The sequence below is a fragment of the Nonomuraea insulae genome (assembly GCF_042656245.1).
In genome coordinates this window covers 91,900-109,048 of sequence record NZ_JBHSPA010000017.1, presented here as the reverse complement: position 1 = coordinate 109,048, position 17,149 = coordinate 91,900, and the positions used below count along the sequence as shown (strand labels likewise).

The window sequence follows — 17,149 nt, the reverse complement described above, 5'->3', positions numbered from 1 at the left end:
ACATGGGCTCATGTTTCTTCTACGTTTCCGAAAACCTTTAAGTCCAGGAGCACATCATGAGACGAAGGCTGGCCGGGATCTCCCTCCTCGGTGTGTTAGCGCTCACAGCTGCGGCCTGCGGCAATGCAGGCAACGGGGGCGGCGGCGGGCAACCGGCGGACGGTCCCGTGACGATCACCATGTGGACCCGAGCGGCCACCCAGACGCAGAGCGAGCGGCTGGTCAAGGCCTACAACAGCAGTCACAAGAACCAGGTCAAGCTCACCGTCATCCCGACCGACAACTACCAGCCCCGCATCGCCGCCGCCGCCGGAGCCAAGCAGTTGCCCGATGTCTTCGCGGCCGACGTCATCTTCGTCCCGAACTACACCTCCCAGGGCCTGTTCATGGACGTCACGGACCGGGTCGCGGCCCTGCCGTACAAGGACAAGCTCGCCCCCTCGCACATGAAGCTCGGCACGCTCGACGGCCGGCAGTACACGCTCCCGCACACGCTCGACCTGTCCGTCTGGTTCTGGAACAAGGACCTGTACGAGAAGGCCGGGCTCGACCCCGAGCAGGGCCCGAAGTCGCTGAAGGAGTTCGCCCAGCAGGCCACCACGATCCAGGAGAAGCTCGGCAAGGACGGCAAGGTGCACGGCACCTTCTTCGGCGGCAACTGCGGCGGCTGCTACGTCTTCACCTTCTGGCCGTCGGTCTGGGCGGCGGGCGCGCAGGTCATGAACCCCGACGGCACGGCCTCGCTCAACGACCAGCCGGCCATGACCGACGTGTTCAAGATCTGGCGCGAGCTGTACGAGAAGAAGGCCACCGGCCCGACCGCCAAGGAGGAGCAGGGCCCGACCTGGACCGGCTTCTTCCCCAAGGGCGAGATCGGCGTCATGCCGATGCCCTCGACGACGCTCGGCCTGATGCCCAAGGAGATGAAGATCGGCGTCACCCCGATCGCCGGTCCTGACGGCGGCGAGTCGACGTTCGTGGGCGGCGACTCGGTGGGCATCTCCGCCACCAGCAAGAACGCGGACGCGGCCTGGGAGTTCCTGTCCTGGACGGTCTCCGACGACGCCCAGGTCGAGGTCATGGCCAAGAACAAGGACGTGCTCGCGCGCACCGACCTGGCCAGCAACAAGTACTCCTCAGAGGACCCGCGCGTGGTGCTGATCAACTCGCTGGTCGCCAAGGGCCAGACCCCGTTCGCGCTGCGCTTCGGCCAGACCTACAACGACCCCCAGGGCCCGTGGCTGCGCCTGGCCCGCGAGTCCGTGTTCGGCGACGCCTCCAAGGCCACCCAGCTCAACTCCGAAATCACGAAGTCCCTCCAGCAATGATGGTGACGATCACAAGGCGGGCGGCGCACTCGGCGCCGTCCGCCCGGTGGCGGAGCAGGAAGGCTCAGGGCTGGCTGTACGCGGCCCCGACCGCCCTCATCGTGGGCGTGTTGTTCATCGCGCCCCTGGTGCTGGTCGTCTGGATGTCGCTCAACCGCTGGCCCCTGCTCGGCCAGGCCACCTTCAACGCCCCCGCCAACTACCTCAAGATCGCCGACAACCCGCTCTTCGTCGACGCGGTGTTCTTCACGCTCAAGTACACGGCCATCACGACCGTCCTGCTCTCGGGAGTGGCGCTGGGCCTGGCGCTGCTGGTGCAGGAGCGCAAACCGGGCATCGCGTTCTTCAGGACGGCGTTCTTCCTGCCGGGAGCGGTCGGGTTCGCGGCGGCGGGCCTGCTCTTCTACGGCATGCTGAACAACGACTTCGGCCCCATCGACCCCATGCTCCGGGCGCTGGGCGTCACCGGCGAGCCGGTCAAGTGGATCGGCACGCCGAACATGGCGCTGTTCTCCACGATCACGCTGGTCATCTGGCGCTTCGCCGGGTTCAACATGCTCATCCTGCTGACCGGCCTGCAGGCGATCCCGACCGAGGTGTACGAGGCCGCCAGGAGCGACGGGGCCAACCGCTGGCAGATCTTCACCAGGATCACGCTGCCGCTGCTGCGCCCGACGCTGGCGCTGATGCTGATCCTCAGCGTCACCGGCTCGCTGCTGGCCTTCGACCAGTTCTTCGTCTTCACCAACGGCGGCCCGGACAACAGCACGGTCTCCATGGTGATGGTCGTCTACCGGGACGCGTTCTTCCGCTTCGACCTCGGCGGCGCGGCGGCCCTGTCGGTCGTGCTGCTGGTGGCCCTGGTCGGGCTCAACACGCTGATGATGAGGAGGCTCCGTTGAGTCGTTACCTCACGCTGTCCGCGCTGGCGGTGCTGTTCCTGTTCCCGCTGGTGTGGAGCGGTTACGCCTCGCTGGAGGAGCCGTCCAACTACCTGGAGATGGCCGGCTTCGGCGAGGGCCTGGGCACCTACGCGACCAACAGCGTCCTGGTCTCGGTCATGACGGTGGGCGGCACGCTGGTCGTCTCGGCGCTCGGCGGCTACGGCTTCGCCCGCTTCGACTTCCCGGGCAAGAACCTGCTGTTCCTGGCCACGCTGGCGATCCTCATGGTGCCGTACGCGACGATCCTCATCCCGCTCTACGTCCTGCTGGGCTACATCGGCCTGCAGAACTCGCTGGTGGGGCTCTCTCTGGTGTTCGTGATGTTCCAGCTCCCGTTCGCGCTGTTCATGATGCGCAACGCGTTCGAGGGGCTGCCGCGCGAGCTGGAGGAGGCCGCGCTGGTGGACGGGTGCGGCACGTTCAGGGCGTTCACCAGGATCCTGCTGCACGCGGTGCGGCCCGCGCTGGTCACGGTGGGCCTGTTCGCGTTCCTGGCCTCGTGGAACGACTTCTTCGCGCCGCTCATCCTGCTCAACGACGGTTCGTCGTTCACGCTGCCGGTGGCCGTGGTCAGCATGACGCAGCACACGTTCGGCGCGATCGACTACGGCATGCTCCAGGCGGGCGTCATGGTCATGGCCATCCCCTGCCTCATCCTCTTCATCGTGTTGCAGCGCCACTACGTGCGCGGATTCATGTCAGGAGCTCTGCGTGGCTAACCCTGTCCTGCCCTCATCGGGCGTCCTGTCCCCACTCGGCCTCGATGCCGTACGCATCCTCCCCGGCTTCTGGGGAGACCGGGTGGCGCTCAACCGCGAGGTCACGATCGACCACTGTCAGGAGTGGGAGGAGCGAGAAGGCTGGATCGGCAACTTCAGGGGCGAGCGGCCCCGCAGGGGGCGGGAGTTCAGCGACTCGGAGATCTACAAGCTGCTGGAGGCCATGGCCTGGGCCGACCATCCCGGGCTGCCCGCGCTGGCCGAGATCGTGGCCCAGGCTCAGGAGGGCGACGGCTACCTCAACACCCGCTGGTCCGGCAGCCGCTACACCGACTTCGAGTGGGGCCATGAGCTCTACTGCTACGGACACCTGATCCAGGCGGGGGTGGCCCGGCTGCGCACCCACGGCGAGGACCAGCTCACGCAGGTCGTCGTCAAGGCCGCCGACCACGTGTGCCGCCGTTTCATGGAGGGCACCGAGACGTGCGGGCACCCGGTGATCGAGATGGCGCTGGTCGAGCTCTACCGGGCCACCGGGGCCGAGCGCTACCTGGAGATGGCCCGCCGCTTCGTCGAGCGGCGCGGCCTGCCCGCCCTGGCCGATATCCCGTTCGGCCGCGCCTACTACCAGGACGACATCGCGGCCAGGCAGGCGCAGGTGTTCCGCGGGCACGCCGTGCGCGCGCTCTACCTGGCCTCCGGGGTGGTGGACGTGGCGGTCGAGACCGGGGACGAGGAGTTGCTGAAGGCGGTGGAGTCCCAGTGGGAGCGTACGGTCGCCCGGCGTACCCATCTGACCGGCGGCATGGGCTCGAGGCATGCCGACGAGTCGTACGGCGAGGACTGGGAGCTGCCCCCTGACCGGGCCTACAACGAGACCTGCGCGAGCATCGCCTCCATCATGTTGTCGCACCGGCTGCTGCTGGCCACCGGCGACGCCCGCTACGCCGACCTGACCGAGCGCACGCTGTACAACATGCTCGCCACCGGCGTCGCGCTGGACGGCCGCTCGTTCTTCTACGCCAACCCGCTGCAGGTACGGGTGCCCGCCGTGCCGCTCAACGGCGTCAACCACGCCGCCGAGGGCGGGCTGCGCTCGCCGTGGTTCGACGTGTCCTGCTGCCCGAACAACATCGCCCGCACGCTGGCCTCCCTGCCCGCGTACGTGGCCGCCGCCTCCGGTGACGGGATCCTCATCCACCACCTCACCCCGTCGGAGATCCGCCACGGCGGGCTGGCGGTGCGGGTGGAGACCGGTTACCCGTGGACCGGCTCGGTGAGCGTACGGGTGCTGGAGGACGGCGCGGGCGCCATCGGCCTGCGCGTCCCCGCCTGGGCCACGGACGCCACGCTCGCGCACATCCCGGCCTCCTCGCAGGACGCGCCGCTGCCCGACGGCCCCGTCATCCGGCCGGTTGGCCCCGGCTACGCCTCGGTCGAAGGGCCGTGGCGGGCGGGCGACGAGCTGCGGCTGGAGCTGCCGATGCGGCCGCGCTGGACGTTCCCCGACCGGCGGATCGACGCGCTGCGGGGCAGCGCGGCGGTCGAGCGCGGGCCGCTGGTCTACTGCGCGGAGTCGGTGGCCGACGAGCCGCCGCTCGGCAACCTGACGGCGAGCGTCGAGCCGCCGGTGGAGCGGGCGGTGGACGGCGTGGTGGAGCTGGAGATCGACGCGTCGCTCAGCGCGGCCGGCAACGGCGGCTGGCCGTACGGGGACTCGGGCGCGCCCGGCGAAGAGGCCGATGTGCGGCTGCGCCTGGTCCCCTACCACCGGTGGGGCAACCGGGGGCCCGCGACCATGCGTGTCTGGCTACCGACGATCTAGGAGAGGTCCGTGCGTAAACCGTTGGTGTGCTTGGCCCTGTTAGCGCTCACAGCCTCGCTCGGCACGGCGCCCTCCCATGCGGCGCAGGACGAGCTGGGCATGCCGGTGTTCACCGGGGCCGACCCGGTGCCCGCCGAACCCGTGGGGTACCACCCGCGCAGGATGATGGAGGAGATCTACCAGAAGGAGAAGGGCGGCGACTCCTACTGGATCGACCGCATGCTGGCCCGGCCGGGCGACGACCCGGCGGGGACGTGGCTGATGTCGCGCGGGCGTGCGCTGTTCATGAAGGAGCACGACCCGAGCAAGCTCGGGTTCGGCGGGTACGCCGCGTACTGGGAGAGCATCGACAACCGCGACGCGTACGTGATCTCGCTCGGCACCGACCTGACCGAGGACGTCGCCGGGCGCCTGCAGATGCCCAGCCACTGGACCGGCCGGTACGCGGGTGACGGCCTCTCGGTCGGGCTCAAGAAGTTCATCACCCACGAGAACGTCGCCGTGACCACCCTGGAGATCACCAACACCGGCCCGGCGGCCCGCGCGGTGCCGATCACCGTGACCTCCCCCTACGCGAAGACCGCCGACGGCGACCGGGAGCTGACCGGCGTCGTCCCGGCCAGGAACAAGCTGACCACGATCTTCCCGAGGCTCAGCGGCGACGGGCTGAAGGTCTCCGAGGGCACGCTCAAGGGCTCGCTCACCGTCCAGCCGGGCAGGACCGTGCGGACCAAGGTGCAGATGGGCTTCGTCACCGAGGAGCTGGCGAAGTCGCGCGGCGAGTACGACGGCTACAAGGGCCGCTCGCCCGAGCAGGCCGTGCGCCGGCAGCTCCAGGACTACAACGCCTGGTGGGCGGAGAACCTGCCCTACATCGACGTGCCCGACGAGAACATCAAGAAGTTCGTCTACTACCGCTGGTGGCTGATGCGCTTCAACTTCCTCGACGCCGACATCCCCGGGAACGACTTCCAGTTCCCGACCTCGGTGGAGGGGGCGCTGGGCTACAACAACGCGATCGTGCTGACCGTGCCGATGTTCGTGCAGGACCTGAAGTACCTGCGCGACCCGATCTACTCGTACGGGCCGTGGGTGTCGGCAGGCGAGGTGTCACGTAACTCGAAATATACGGACAACCCGGGTGATCCGGAGAACTGGTCGAACAGCTACACGCAGTACATCTCGGCCTCGGCCCTGGAGAGCTACCAGCTCCACGGCGGGCAGCCGTCGATCCTGCGCAACCTCGCCCGCTACGCCGAGAAGGACGTGTACGGGCAGCTCGACGCGTACGACTCCAACGACAACGGCGTCATCGAGTACGACTGGGAGGCGATGACCGGCAACGACGCCGACGCGGTGTCGTTCCACTACTACGACCGGGCCAACGAGCGGCTCGAAGGCGCGTACGTGTACGCCAACGCGATGGCGGCGGCGCAGGCGTACGAGCTGTCCGGCGACGCGGCGAAGGCCACCGAGATGCGAGGCGTCGCCGACAAGGTCAGGAACGGCATCCTGACCCTGCTGTGGGACGAGCAGAACAAGCTGTTCAAGCACCGCGACCTGCAGACCGGCAACCTGATCCCGTGGAAGGAGTCCAACAACTACATCCCGTACGCGACGGGCCTGGTGCCGACGGACGACCCGAAATATCGGGAGGCGCTCCGCCTGTGGGCCGATCCTGCGGAATATCCGATCTTCCCGGCGTACACCGCCAACCAGAAGGACAAGGCGGAGGCCGCCGCCCAGGGCAAGCCGGGCTCCAACAACTTCTCGCAGATCAACTCCACCCGTAACTTCGCGCTGTTCTCCAAGGCGCTGCGCCAGTACGCCTCCCCCTACATCACCGCCGACCAGTACAAGCAGCTCCTGTACTGGAACGCCTGGTCCCCGTTCGTCGGCGGCGACACCCGCTACCCCGACGCCAACGAGTTCTGGTCCAACTGGAACGCCAAGACCAAGACCATCGACTACCGCTCCTGGATCCACCACACGATCCTGGGCAGCAGCAACTGGACCGTCATCGAGGACGCCATGGGCCTGCGCCCGCGCTCGGACGGCAAGGTCGAGTTGTGGCCGGTGGACATCGGCTGGGACCACTTCACCGTCAACGGGGTCGACTACCGGGGCAGTGACCTGACCATCGTCTGGGACAAGCCGGGCGACGGCAAGAAGCACTACGCCGGGGTGCCCGAGGGCTACTCGATTCTCATCGACGGCAAGCGCAAGGTCACCCTGTCCGGCCTCGCGCACGCCGTCTGGGATCCCAGGACCGGCAAGGTCGAGGGCGGTCAGGTGGTGCACGCCGAGAAGGGCGCGCTGAAGTCGCCCACCGAGGTCAAGCTGACCGGCGACCGCGTCGAGGACCTGTTCGGCAAGGCCGGGGTGGACCTGCGTGCCACCCGTCCGAACCTGGTCAGATCGGCCACCGCCTCGCACGGCGACCCGGCCGGGGCCGTGGACGGGTTCACGATCAACGAGCCGTACTGGGGCAGCAAGGGCTCCGGCGAGCCACAGGACTGGCTGGCGGTCGATCTCGGCTCGGCCCAGAAGGTCGACCAGGTCAAGCTGTACTTCTACAACGACCGCAAGACCTACGGCGAACCGGCCTTCTACTCGGTGCAGTATCTCGACGGCGAGACGTGGAAGGACGTGCCGAAGCAGGCCAGGACCCCGGTCTATCCGCGGGCCAACCTCAACGAGGTGCGCTTCCCGGCGGTCACCGCCCAGAGGTTGCGCGTGCTGGTCACGCACCGGCCGGGGTACGACACGGGGCTGAAGGAGGTCCAGGCGTACCTGGCGAAGGAGCCGGCCGGTTCGTCCGCCAACCGGGCCCCGTACGTGCTGGCCGTGCCCGACCCTGCGTTCGGCCGCCCAGGGCAGGCCAGGGTGGAGGCCGTGGTCAAGGACGACGGGCTGCCGTCGGGCAGGCTGACGACCCAGTGGTCCAAGGTGGACGGGCCCGGTGACGCGTTCTTCACCGACCCGACCGGCACGAGCACGGTGGTCTCGTTCTCGGAGGCGGGCACGTACCGGCTGAGGCTCACCGCCACCGACGGCGACAAGAGCACCTCCGCGACCGTGACCGTCACCCCGACCGCCCAGGGCGAGCAGGCGAACGTGGCCCCCTACGCCACGCCCACCGCCTCCTACACCTCGCCGTGGGAGAAGGTCGCCGCGATCAACGACGGCATCGACCCGCCGCGCTCCAACGACGGGGCCAACCCGCGCTGGGGCACCTGGCCGCAGCAGGGCACGCAGTGGGTGCAGCTCGACTGGCCCGCACCCGTGCGGGTGAACAAGGCCGAGGTGTACTTCTTCGACGACGGCGGCGGCGTGCGCGTGCCCGCCTCGTGGAAGATCCAGCAGTGGGACGGCGACTCCTTCGAGGACGTCACGGGCGCCGCCTCCTACCCGAAGGCGGCGGACGCCTACAACACCGTCTCCTTCGACACCGTCACGACCTCGAAGCTGCGCGTCCAGCTCGAGTCCGGCGGGGCTTCGGTCGGGTTGCTGGAGGTCAAGACGTTCGCGGTGCCGCCGGACTCGGTCCTGCCCGCGCACGTGCCCACGCCGGTGGACACGCTGCCCAAGCTGCCCGCCACCGTCGAGACCCTGTACGCGGACGGCACCCGAGGCCAGGCCGCCGTCACCTGGCAGCAGGTGACGGCCGACCAGGTCAGGACGGGCGGCACCAGCTTCACCGTCGCCGGGCTGGCGGAAGGCGTGCGCCGGCCCGCCCAGGCCACCGTGTACGTCCGCACCACCTCGGCGGTGACGATCACCTCGATCGCCGGCGAGGCCGTCACGACCCGGGCGGGGGCCGCCCCCGCGCTGCCCAAGACCGTCGTGGCGACGTACAACGACGGGTCGAAGGACAGCTCGGTGGCCGTCACCTGGGAGACCGTCGATCCCGGTAAATACGCCCAGCCGGGGACGTTCACCGTGAGCGGCCAGGTGACGGGCACGACCGTCGCCGCGCAGGCCACCGTCACGGTCGAGTAGCGCCTATTCTGTCCTGGCCTCGCCCGTTTCGCGGGGCCAGGACGGAGAGGTGGTCCCACGGATGACCGGCAGGACCGTTGCAGCCGCCGCCATGGCCGTGGCCTCGCCGATCCTGGGCCTGGCCGCGATCCTGGCCTGGGCGGGGCTGCCCGCCGAGTGGACGCCCGCCGAGACCGTGACCCCGCAGAGCGCGGTCGTCTTCACCTTCCCCGCCGTCGGCGCGTTCCTCATCTTCCACCGGCCGCGGCTGAACCTGGCCTGGCTGATGTGCGCCGGCGGGCTGGCGGCCGGGATCAGCGACCTGTCCGGCGCGCTGATGTTCCGGTTCGCCGCAATCGGGGAGCCGGTCGTCGCGGGCTGGTTACGGGTCCCGACGCAGCTCGGGTGGGCGGTGTGCGGGGTGACGCTGACGATGGTGCTGCCGTTGTACTCGCCTGACGGGCGTCTGCCGTCGAGACGATGGTGGCCGGCCCTGGCGCTGGGCTGCGCCGCGATCACGGCCGCGACCGTGCGATACCTGGTCAGGGTGCCGCCGCCGCCCGAGGGGTACCGCTTCCCCGAGGTCATCCCGAATCCGTTGCAGGTTCCCGCGCTGGAGCCGTACGCGGCCGTCGTGACCGTCGTGAGCTGGACGGGCATCTACACCGCGATGGCACTGGCGGCGTTGTCGATGGCGGTGCGGATTCGGCGGGCCGATCCGGTGAGGCGGCGGCAGATCGGCTGGCCGCTGCTCGCGTTCTCCGGGTACATCGTGTTCCTGGTCGCGGGGGCGATCTGGCCCGTCTTCATGTGGCCCGCGATCGTGTGGGCGGCGGCGATCCCGTTCGCGATCGCGTTCTCGGTGATGCGCTACCGGCTCTACGGGATCGACACGGTCGTCAGCCGCGCCTTCGTGGCGGCGGGCGTGGTGGCCGTGGTCAGCGCCGTCTACTTCGGCGTGGGCACGCTGTCCGGCCTGGTGCTCTCCGGCTACGACCAGGTGGCCGGGATCGCCGCCGCGCTGTTCGCGGGCGCGTTCTTCCAGCCGCTGCGGCGTGCGTTGCAGCGGGCCGTGGACCGGCTCCTGTACGGCGCGGTCGGCGACCCCGGCGTGCTGGCCGAGCGGCTGACCCAGGCCGTGCGCCGCGGCGACCCGGCCAAGGCGCTGACCTCGGTGGTGGGCGTGCTGCGCGACGGGCTGGCGGTCGAGGGCGTGGCCGTGGAGGTGGCCGACGGCGAACCCCGCTACGTCGAGAGCGGCCGGGTCGGCCCCGCGCCGCGGGAGGTGCCGCTCGTCTGGCACGGGACCCGGGTGGGGCGGCTGCTCGTCGGCGCGCCGGGGCCGCGCCGCTTCCCCGCCGCGCACAACGAGCGGGTGCTGGCCACGCTCACCCCGTACGCGGCGGACGTGGCCCACGCGGTGCGCATGGCCGCCGACCTGCAACGTTCGCGCGAGCGAATCCTCACGGCCAGGGAGGAGGAGCGCCGCCGCCTGCGCCGCGACCTGCACGACGGCCTCGGCCAGACCCTGTCGGCCATGGCGATGACCCTCAACATGGCCAGGCTCAGCCTCAGGAACTCCCCCGACGCGGCCGACGACCTGCTGCGCGACCTGCACACCGGCATGAGCGCCGTCACGAACGACATCCGCGAGCTCGTGTACGGCCTGCGCCCGCCCGCCCTCGACGACCTCGGCCTGGCCCAGGCGGTCCGCGACCTGGCCGGCCAGGCGCCCCCGGACACCGAGGTCGAGGTCGACGGGCCGGTGGAGGACCTGCCCGCGGCCGTGGAGGTGGCCGTGTACCGCATCGTCCAGGAGGCACTCACCAACATCCGCCGGCACGCCGAGGCGTCGAGCGCCACGATCGCCATCCAGCGGGAGCAGGCGGTGCTCCGGGTGCTGATCGCCGACGACGGCAAGGGCCTGCCCGAGTCGCACAGGACGGGCGTGGGCCTCGGCTCGATGCGCGAGCGGGCGGCCGAGCTGGGCGGCATCTGCGTGGTGACCGGCCGGCCGGGCGCGGGCACCCGCGTCGAGGTCATGCTCCCGCTGCTGAGCGGCCGACCCGTGGTGCATACGGGACTGGAGGGATGATTTCCTATACGCATGCCTGATCTCGTAGTGGACGGCGGCGACAAGTTGTGCGTGCAGTTGCTCATCGAGCTGCGCGCCCACGTGCGCCAGGCCGGTCCCGGCGCCGTGATCCACCTGATCGCCTCCGATCCGGCCGCGCCGGTCGACCTGCCCGCGTGGTGCCACATGACCGGGCACACCTATCTGGGGCCGGTGGCGGGCGCGGAGCGGGCCACCTACGCGCTGCGCGTGGCGGAAGCGGCCATGGAGACACAGGACGCGAAGCCCTGGCACGCGGCTTAAGCGGTTAATATCTTACCGTGAAGAGACCCACGATCGCCGACATCGCCAGCCGCGCGGGAGTGTCCAAGGTGGCCGTCTCCTACGCGCTCAACGGGCAGCCGGGAGTGTCGCAGGCGACGCGGGCCAGGATCATCGCCATCGCCGACGAGATCGGCTGGCGGCCCAACAGCGCGGCGCGGGCGCTCAACGGCGCCCGGGCCAATTGCGTCGGCCTGGCGTTGTGCCGGCCCGCGCGCATCCTGGGCGTCGAGCCGTTCTTCATGGAGCTGATCAGCGGCATCGAGGGGGTGCTCGCCGACCGCTCCTACGCGCTGCTGCTCCAGGTCGTCACCAGCCACCAGCAGGAGAGCGAGGTCTACCGGCACTGGTGGGGCGAGAGCCGCATCGACGGCGTGTTCCTGGTGGACCTGCACTACTCGGACGGCCGGGTGACGGAGCTGGAGCGGCTCGGCATGCCGGTCGTCGTCATCGGCCATCCGTCCGAGTCGGGCTCGCTGTCGGCCATCTGGTCCGACGACGGCGAGGCCGTGCGCGAGACCGTCGGCTACCTGCTGGCGCTGGGGCACCGCCGCGTCGCGCGGGTGGCCGGGCTGCCCGAGCTGGTCCACACGAGGGTGCGCGACCAGGCGTTCACCGAGGCGTGTGAAGGCGTGGCCGAGCACGTCATCGTGCACACCGACTACACCGGCGAAGAGGGGGCCAGGGCCACCAGGCGGCTGCTCAGCTCGCCCGACAGGCCCACGGCCATCGTCTACGACAACGACATCATGGCCGTGGCGGGCCTGTCGGTGGCGCAGGAGATGCGGGTGGAGGTGCCGCGTGACCTGTCCATCGTGGCCTGGGACGACTCGCCGCTGGCCCAGGTCGTGCGCCCGCCGCTGACCGCCCTGACCCGCGACATCCCGGCCTACGGGGCGCACGCCGCGCAGCGCCTGCTCGCGTTGATCGCGGGTGAGAGCGTGCCGCCCTACGAGGACCAGGCGGCCATCCTCACGCCGCGCGGCAGCACGGGGCCCACTCACTCCGGGTGACTCACGACACCTGCCGCGGGCTGGGCCATGGCTGGCAGACCATCGGCCCGGCCCGCGGCACGTGTCGTCCCCTCCTTCGCGGCACGCTCCGGGGAGCCGTCCCCGGCGTCCCCCGCGCGGAGACGACTCCAGACTGACTGAGTGACTCTGGGACGGTATAAGTACATGCATACTCAAACGAGACCGAATCTTGTCTGAGAGGTTCCTTCCGATGCGCTTCCGCACCACGATCGAGCTGGGCGGCAAGACCGCCACGGGTTTCGAGGTCCCGGCCGAGGTCGTCGAGGGTCTCGGCGCCGGCCGACGGCCCGCCGTGAACGTCACCATCAACGGCTCCTACACCTACCGCAGCACCGTGGCCACGATGGACGGCCGTTTCATGCTGCCGCTCAGCGCCGAACGCCGGCAGGGCGCGGGACTGGCCGCGGGCGACGAGGCCGAGGTGGAGCTCTCACTCGACACCGCGCCCAGGGAGGTCAAGGTGCCCGACGACCTGGCGGCGGCGCTCGACGGGGCGCCGGAGGCCGGGAAGTTCTTCGAGAGCCTCTCCTACTCCCGCAAACAGCGTTACATCCTGCAGATCGAGGGCGCCAAGAAGCCGGAGACCCGGCAGCGGCGGGTGTCCGACACGGTGGCCAAGCTCGCCGACGGCATCGGCTGACGCCGGTGCGTAACGCGAGGCCTGGCGGGTAGTCGGCCCATCATGGCTGATGGTTTCGACACCGACATGTTGTGGGACGAGTTCCACCGGAAGGTCAACATGAACTCCCAGGAACTGCGCTCCTACCTGCTCGCCGACGCCTCCGACGAGGAGGGCTTCCCGCCCGACCCGGACATGGGCATCGACACGCTGGGCCGGGCCGTGCTGCACGTCCTGAACAAGCGGAAGGGCGACCTCACCAAGGTCGACCTCGAAGTGATGCGGCAGGTCGTGGACCTCGTCGAGACCATGGGCGAGCGTACGGACGACGAGTCGCGGCGTGAGCTCATGTCCGTCGGACATGATCCACTGAAAGGATAGGCGTGATGGCCGAGCCGAAGTCGTGGATCGAGGGATACGTCCGCGCGTGGAACTCCAACGATCCCGACGACATCGCCGCCCTGTTCACTTCGGACGCGGTCTACTACACGGAGCCCTACAGCTCTCCCTGGCAGGGGCGCGAGGAGATCGTCTCGCAGTGGCTGGGGCGGCAGGACAAGCCTGGTGAGGCCACGTTCGAGTGGCATCCGGTGACCATGAGGGATGAGGTAAGCGTTATCCAGGGGGTCACCACATATCCCGACAAAACGTACAGTAACCTCTGGGTGATCCGATTCGTGCCTGACGGGCGATGCCGGGAATTCACCGAATGGTGGATGCGGCACGACCTCAAATGATGCAATGGGCCGAACCGTCTTCACCCGAGGAGATCCGTTGAGAGACAACCTCGACCTCGCCGCGAGCGCCCAGCAACTGGCCGACTCCGCCCCGACGGGATCGATCGACCGCGCCGCCGCCTCGTCCGTGGCCATCACGCTCGCCACCACCCGCGACATCGCCGACGCCAGGAACACCTTGGACGGGGTCGCACCGGAGGAGGTCAGGCAAGCCGCACTCGCCTTGTTCGACCGCCTCTCCTCGGAGTAACGCAAGTCTCCCGCCCGATCGGTCCTGGCGTACCGGCCACGCCGGACCGGCGCTTCGGCACGCCCTGTGCTCACCCGAGACGGGCCTTCATGGCCTGGCGGGCGTAGGTGGCGGCGTGCGGGTCGCGGTGGAGCTGGGTGGCGTGGTTGAGCGCCATCGCCACCCCCAGCAGCTCGAACACCAGGCGCCCAGGATCCGTGCCCGCGGGCAGGTCACCCGCGTCCACGGCGCGGCGCACCTCCTTGGCCAGCCGCTCGCGCCAGGCGTCGAAGCGGGCCTCGACCGCGTCCCGCACCGGCCCAGGGCGGCCGTCGAACTCGTGGGCGGCGGCCACGAAGAAGCACCCGCCGGGGAAGACCTGGCGCTCCAGGTAGGAGACCCACGCCTCGCAGAGCACCCGCAGCCGGGTCAGCCCCGGGGCGGCGGGCCTGGCGGGCTCCCAGACCTCGGCGCGGAAGATCTCGTCGGCCCGGCCCAGGACCGCGAGCTGAAGGGCCTGCTTGGAGCCGAAGTGCCCGAGGACGCCCGACTTGCTCATGCTCAGCTCCGTGGCGAGACGCCCGATGGTCAGCCCTTCGAGCCCTTCCATGGAGGCGATGGCGACGGAACGGTCGAGGATGGCCGCACGCGTACCGAGCGCTTCGACGGCAGACTTACGCATGCGGGTCAGATTAGCGTCCGAACGTTCGCTTGCTATAGTCCGCCGCATGAACGGATCACGACTTGTCGCCACAGGCCATTACCAACCCGCCAAGGTCCTGACTAATGATGATCTGGCGGCCATGGTGGACACCAGCGACGAGTGGATCAGCAAGCGGGTCGGCATTCGTACCAGACATGTGGCCGGGGACGGCGAGAGCGTGGCGGACATGGCGGCGCAGGCCGCCGAGAAGGCGCTGGCCGGGAGCGGGCTGAACGCCTCCGCCATCGACCTCGTGCTGATCGCCACCTGCACCCAGACCGAGCGCGCCCCCAACGTCGCCTCCCGCGTCGCGGCGCGGCTCGGCGTGCCCGGCGGCGCGCTGATGGACCTCGGGGTGTCGTGCTCGGGCTTCACCCACGCCCTGGCCCAGGCCGATCACGCCATCCGCGCGGGAGCGGCCACGAACGCCCTGGTCGTGGGGGTGGACAAGATGACGGCGGTGACCGACTGGACCGACAGGACCACGTGCGTGCTGACGGGCGACGGGGCGGGGGCGGCCGTGGTGAGCGCGGCCGAGGAGGCGGAGATCGGGCCCGTCGTGTGGGGGTCGGCGCCCGACCTGGGCAGCGCCGTACGGATCGAGGGCGCTCCCACCCGCTTCGCCCAGGACGGTCAGACCGTCTACCGCTGGGCCACCACCCAGCTCCCGGACATCGCCCGCCTGGCGTGCGAGCGCGGCGGCGTACGGCCCGAGGAACTGGCGGCGGTCGTCCTGCACCAGGCGAACCTGCGCATCATCGAACCCATCGCCAAGAAGCTCGGCGCGGTCAACGCGATCGTGGCGCGCGACGTCGTGGAGTCGGGCAACACCTCGGCCGCGAGCGTGCCGCTGGCGCTGGCGAAGCTGCTGGAGCGGGGCGAGGTGGCGAAGGGCGCGCCGATGTTGCTCTTCGGGTTCGGCGGGAACCTGTCCTACGCGGGGATGGTCGTGCGCTGCCCCTGACGGTGCACGGCCATGACGGCCCGCATGTCGCCGATGGCGCGCAACGTCCCGCGTACGGTGCCCGTCACCTTGGACCGCCCGGCTCGCGGCAGGTACCGCACGTCGATCTCGGCGACGCGCCACCCCTCGGCAGCGGCCCTCAGGACCATCTCCAGCGGATACCCGAACCGCCGGTCCACCAGCCCCAACCCTGCCAGCGCCGTCCGCCGGCAGGCCCGCATCGGCCCCAGATCCCGCACCGGCACCCCGGCGGTACGGCGCAGGCGGCGCGCGAGCACGGCGTTCCCGAGCCGCGCGTGCACCGGCCAGGCCCCGGCCTCCACGGGCACCCGCCGCCCGAGCACCAGCTCCGCCTCCCCCTGGGCGACGGGGCCGGTGACGAGGGGGAGCTGGGCGGGGTCGAGGGAGGCGTCGGCGTCCATGAAGCAGACGATCTCGCTGGAGGCGGCCAGGAGCCCGGCGTGGCAGGCGGCGCCGAAACCGCGCAGCGGCTCGCGTACGACGAGGGCTCCGAGCTCGGCGGCCAGCCTCTCCGAGCCGTCGCTGGAACCGTTGTCGACCACGATGGGGCGGTAGCCGGGCGGCATGCGGCCCAGCACCCAGGGCAGCGCTTCGGCCTCGTCAAGACAGGGCAACACGACATCGATCACGGATACGACGCTAGGGCCCCAGCGCCCGCCCAACCCTTACAGCCCGGTGACGAACTCCTTGATCCCGTCCTCGAACGCGATCTCCGCCCTGAACTCCAGCTCCCGGGCCGCGCGGTCCGGGGAGGCGACGATGTGGCGGACGTCCCCGAGCCGGTACTCGCCCGTGGTCACCGGCGCGGGCCCGCCGGTCTGTGCCGCCAGGGCCGAGGCCAGGTCGCCGACCGTGTGCGGGGTGCCGCTGGCGATGTTGTACGCCGTCAGCGCCCCAGGCGTCCCCGCCCCGAGCGCCAGGACGTTGGCGCGGGCCACGTCGCGTACGTGCACGAAGTCCCGCCGCTGACCCCCGTCCTCGAACACCCGGGGCGCCCGGCCGGCGAGGAGGGACGACAGGAACAGGGACGCCACCCCGGCATAGGGCGTGTTCCTCGGCATTCTGGGGCCGTAGACGTTGTGGTAGCGCAGGGCCACGGCGGTGCCGGAGGTTTCGCGGGCCCAGTTGGCGGCCAGGTGTTCCTGGGCCAGCTTCGTGGTGGCGTAGGCGTTGCGGGGGTCCAGGGGGGCGTCCTCCGAGATGACGGAGGGGGTCAGGACGTCGCCGCAGTGCGGGCAGCGGGGGTCGAACATGCCCTGGGCCAGGTCTGAGGGCTGTCTGGGGCCGGGGCGGACGCGGCCGTGCCGGGGGCAGTCGTAGGCGCCCTCGCCGTACACGACCATGGAGGAGGCCAGCACCAGCCGGCCGACCCCGTGGCGGGCCATGGCGGCCAGGAGGACGGCGGTGCCGTACGCGTTGACGGCGGCGTAGTCGGGCAGGTCGGCCACGTTCACGCCGAGCCCGACCTTGGCGGCCTGGTGGATCACGGCGTCGACGCCGGGCAGGAGGCGGTCCAGGGCGTCCGGGTCACGGATGTCCAGGCCGTCGCGGAGATCGAAGCCGAGGGCCTCGGAGTTGAGGATTTCCGCGATGTGGCTGCCGATGAAGCCCGCCGAGCCGGTGAGGAGTACGCGCATGCCGCCGATCCAA

General features: G+C 70.3%; 16 protein-coding genes. 13 read left to right on the top strand and 3 right to left on the bottom strand.

The window, feature by feature from the left end; translation table 11 throughout:
• Nucleotides 1-56 precede the first annotated feature (56 nt).
• The 12 genes from ACFPZ3_RS13930 (at nucleotide 57) to ACFPZ3_RS13875 (ending at nucleotide 13,832) form a co-directional block, all read left to right on the top strand.
• A complete protein-coding gene (locus ACFPZ3_RS13930) occupies nucleotides 57-1,328 on the top strand; it encodes an ABC transporter substrate-binding protein (protein WP_379514476.1) in 1,272 nt (423 codons plus the stop codon).
• Complete coding sequence (locus ACFPZ3_RS13925; protein ID WP_379514475.1) at nucleotides 1,325-2,230, top strand: carbohydrate ABC transporter permease; 906 nt, start codon at nucleotides 1,325-1,327, stop codon at nucleotides 2,228-2,230. The genes ACFPZ3_RS13930 and ACFPZ3_RS13925 overlap by 4 nt, the downstream gene beginning before the upstream one ends.
• Nucleotides 2,227-2,991, top strand: a complete 765-nt coding sequence (locus ACFPZ3_RS13920) for a carbohydrate ABC transporter permease (protein ID WP_379514474.1) — start codon at nucleotides 2,227-2,229, stop codon at nucleotides 2,989-2,991. Before ACFPZ3_RS13925 ends, ACFPZ3_RS13920 begins: the two co-directional genes overlap by 4 nt.
• Nucleotides 2,984-4,816: a glycoside hydrolase family 127 protein gene (locus ACFPZ3_RS13915; RefSeq protein ID WP_379514473.1), complete on the top strand. Its 1,833-nt coding sequence runs from the start codon at nucleotides 2,984-2,986 to the stop codon at nucleotides 4,814-4,816. The genes ACFPZ3_RS13920 and ACFPZ3_RS13915 overlap by 8 nt, the downstream gene beginning before the upstream one ends.
• A 9-nt stretch (nucleotides 4,817-4,825) precedes the next feature.
• Nucleotides 4,826-8,818 (top strand): Ig-like domain-containing protein, encoded by a 3,993-nt coding sequence (locus ACFPZ3_RS13910; protein WP_379514472.1) that lies wholly within the window; start codon nucleotides 4,826-4,828, stop codon nucleotides 8,816-8,818.
• 61 nt (nucleotides 8,819-8,879) lie between these two features.
• Complete coding sequence (locus tag ACFPZ3_RS13905; RefSeq protein ID WP_379514471.1) at nucleotides 8,880-10,892, top strand: sensor histidine kinase; 2,013 nt, start codon at nucleotides 8,880-8,882, stop codon at nucleotides 10,890-10,892.
• Nucleotides 10,893-10,904: 12 nt separating this feature from the next.
• On the top strand, nucleotides 10,905-11,174 hold the full coding sequence (locus ACFPZ3_RS13900; RefSeq protein WP_379514470.1) for a sulfurtransferase TusA family protein: 270 nt from the start codon (nucleotides 10,905-10,907) through the stop codon (nucleotides 11,172-11,174).
• Nucleotides 11,175-11,191: 17 nt separating this feature from the next.
• The gene (locus ACFPZ3_RS13895; RefSeq protein ID WP_379514469.1) at nucleotides 11,192-12,205 is read left to right on the top strand and encodes a LacI family DNA-binding transcriptional regulator; all 1,014 of its coding nucleotides are present in this window, start codon (nucleotides 11,192-11,194) and stop codon (nucleotides 12,203-12,205) included.
• Nucleotides 12,206-12,416: 211 nt separating this feature from the next.
• Nucleotides 12,417-12,866, top strand: a complete 450-nt coding sequence (locus ACFPZ3_RS13890) for a YdeI/OmpD-associated family protein (RefSeq protein ID WP_379514468.1) — start codon at nucleotides 12,417-12,419, stop codon at nucleotides 12,864-12,866.
• 42 nt (nucleotides 12,867-12,908) lie between these two features.
• Nucleotides 12,909-13,226 (top strand): DUF3140 domain-containing protein, encoded by a 318-nt coding sequence (locus ACFPZ3_RS13885; RefSeq protein ID WP_379514467.1) that lies wholly within the window; start codon nucleotides 12,909-12,911, stop codon nucleotides 13,224-13,226.
• 5 nt (nucleotides 13,227-13,231) lie between these two features.
• Nucleotides 13,232-13,582, top strand: a complete 351-nt coding sequence (locus ACFPZ3_RS13880; protein WP_379514466.1) for a YybH family protein — start codon at nucleotides 13,232-13,234, stop codon at nucleotides 13,580-13,582.
• 37 nt (nucleotides 13,583-13,619) lie between these two features.
• The gene (locus ACFPZ3_RS13875; RefSeq protein WP_379514465.1) at nucleotides 13,620-13,832 is read left to right on the top strand and encodes a hypothetical protein; all 213 of its coding nucleotides are present in this window, start codon (nucleotides 13,620-13,622) and stop codon (nucleotides 13,830-13,832) included.
• 70 nt (nucleotides 13,833-13,902) lie between these two features.
• Here ACFPZ3_RS13875 and ACFPZ3_RS13870 read toward each other — a convergent pair whose 3' ends face one another.
• Nucleotides 13,903-14,493: a TetR/AcrR family transcriptional regulator gene (locus ACFPZ3_RS13870; RefSeq protein WP_379514464.1), complete on the bottom strand. Its 591-nt coding sequence runs from the start codon at nucleotides 14,491-14,493 to the stop codon at nucleotides 13,903-13,905.
• A 46-nt stretch (nucleotides 14,494-14,539) separates the two neighbouring features.
• Between ACFPZ3_RS13870 and ACFPZ3_RS13865 the strand changes: the two genes are divergently transcribed.
• Nucleotides 14,540-15,478, top strand: a complete 939-nt coding sequence (locus ACFPZ3_RS13865) for a beta-ketoacyl-ACP synthase III (RefSeq protein WP_379514463.1) — start codon at nucleotides 14,540-14,542, stop codon at nucleotides 15,476-15,478.
• On the opposite strand, the gene ACFPZ3_RS13860 is transcribed toward ACFPZ3_RS13865, so the two are convergent.
• Together ACFPZ3_RS13860 and ACFPZ3_RS13855 are read right to left on the bottom strand one after the other, a co-directional pair.
• Nucleotides 15,448-16,128, bottom strand: a complete 681-nt coding sequence (locus ACFPZ3_RS13860) for a glycosyltransferase family 2 protein (protein ID WP_379514462.1) — start codon at nucleotides 16,126-16,128, stop codon at nucleotides 15,448-15,450. The genes ACFPZ3_RS13865 and ACFPZ3_RS13860 overlap by 31 nt on opposite strands.
• A gap of 36 nt (nucleotides 16,129-16,164) precedes the next feature.
• Entirely contained in the window at nucleotides 16,165-17,136 is a 972-nt protein-coding gene (locus ACFPZ3_RS13855) for an NAD-dependent epimerase/dehydratase family protein (protein WP_379514461.1), read from the bottom strand.
• Nucleotides 17,137-17,149: the final 13 nt, after the last annotated feature.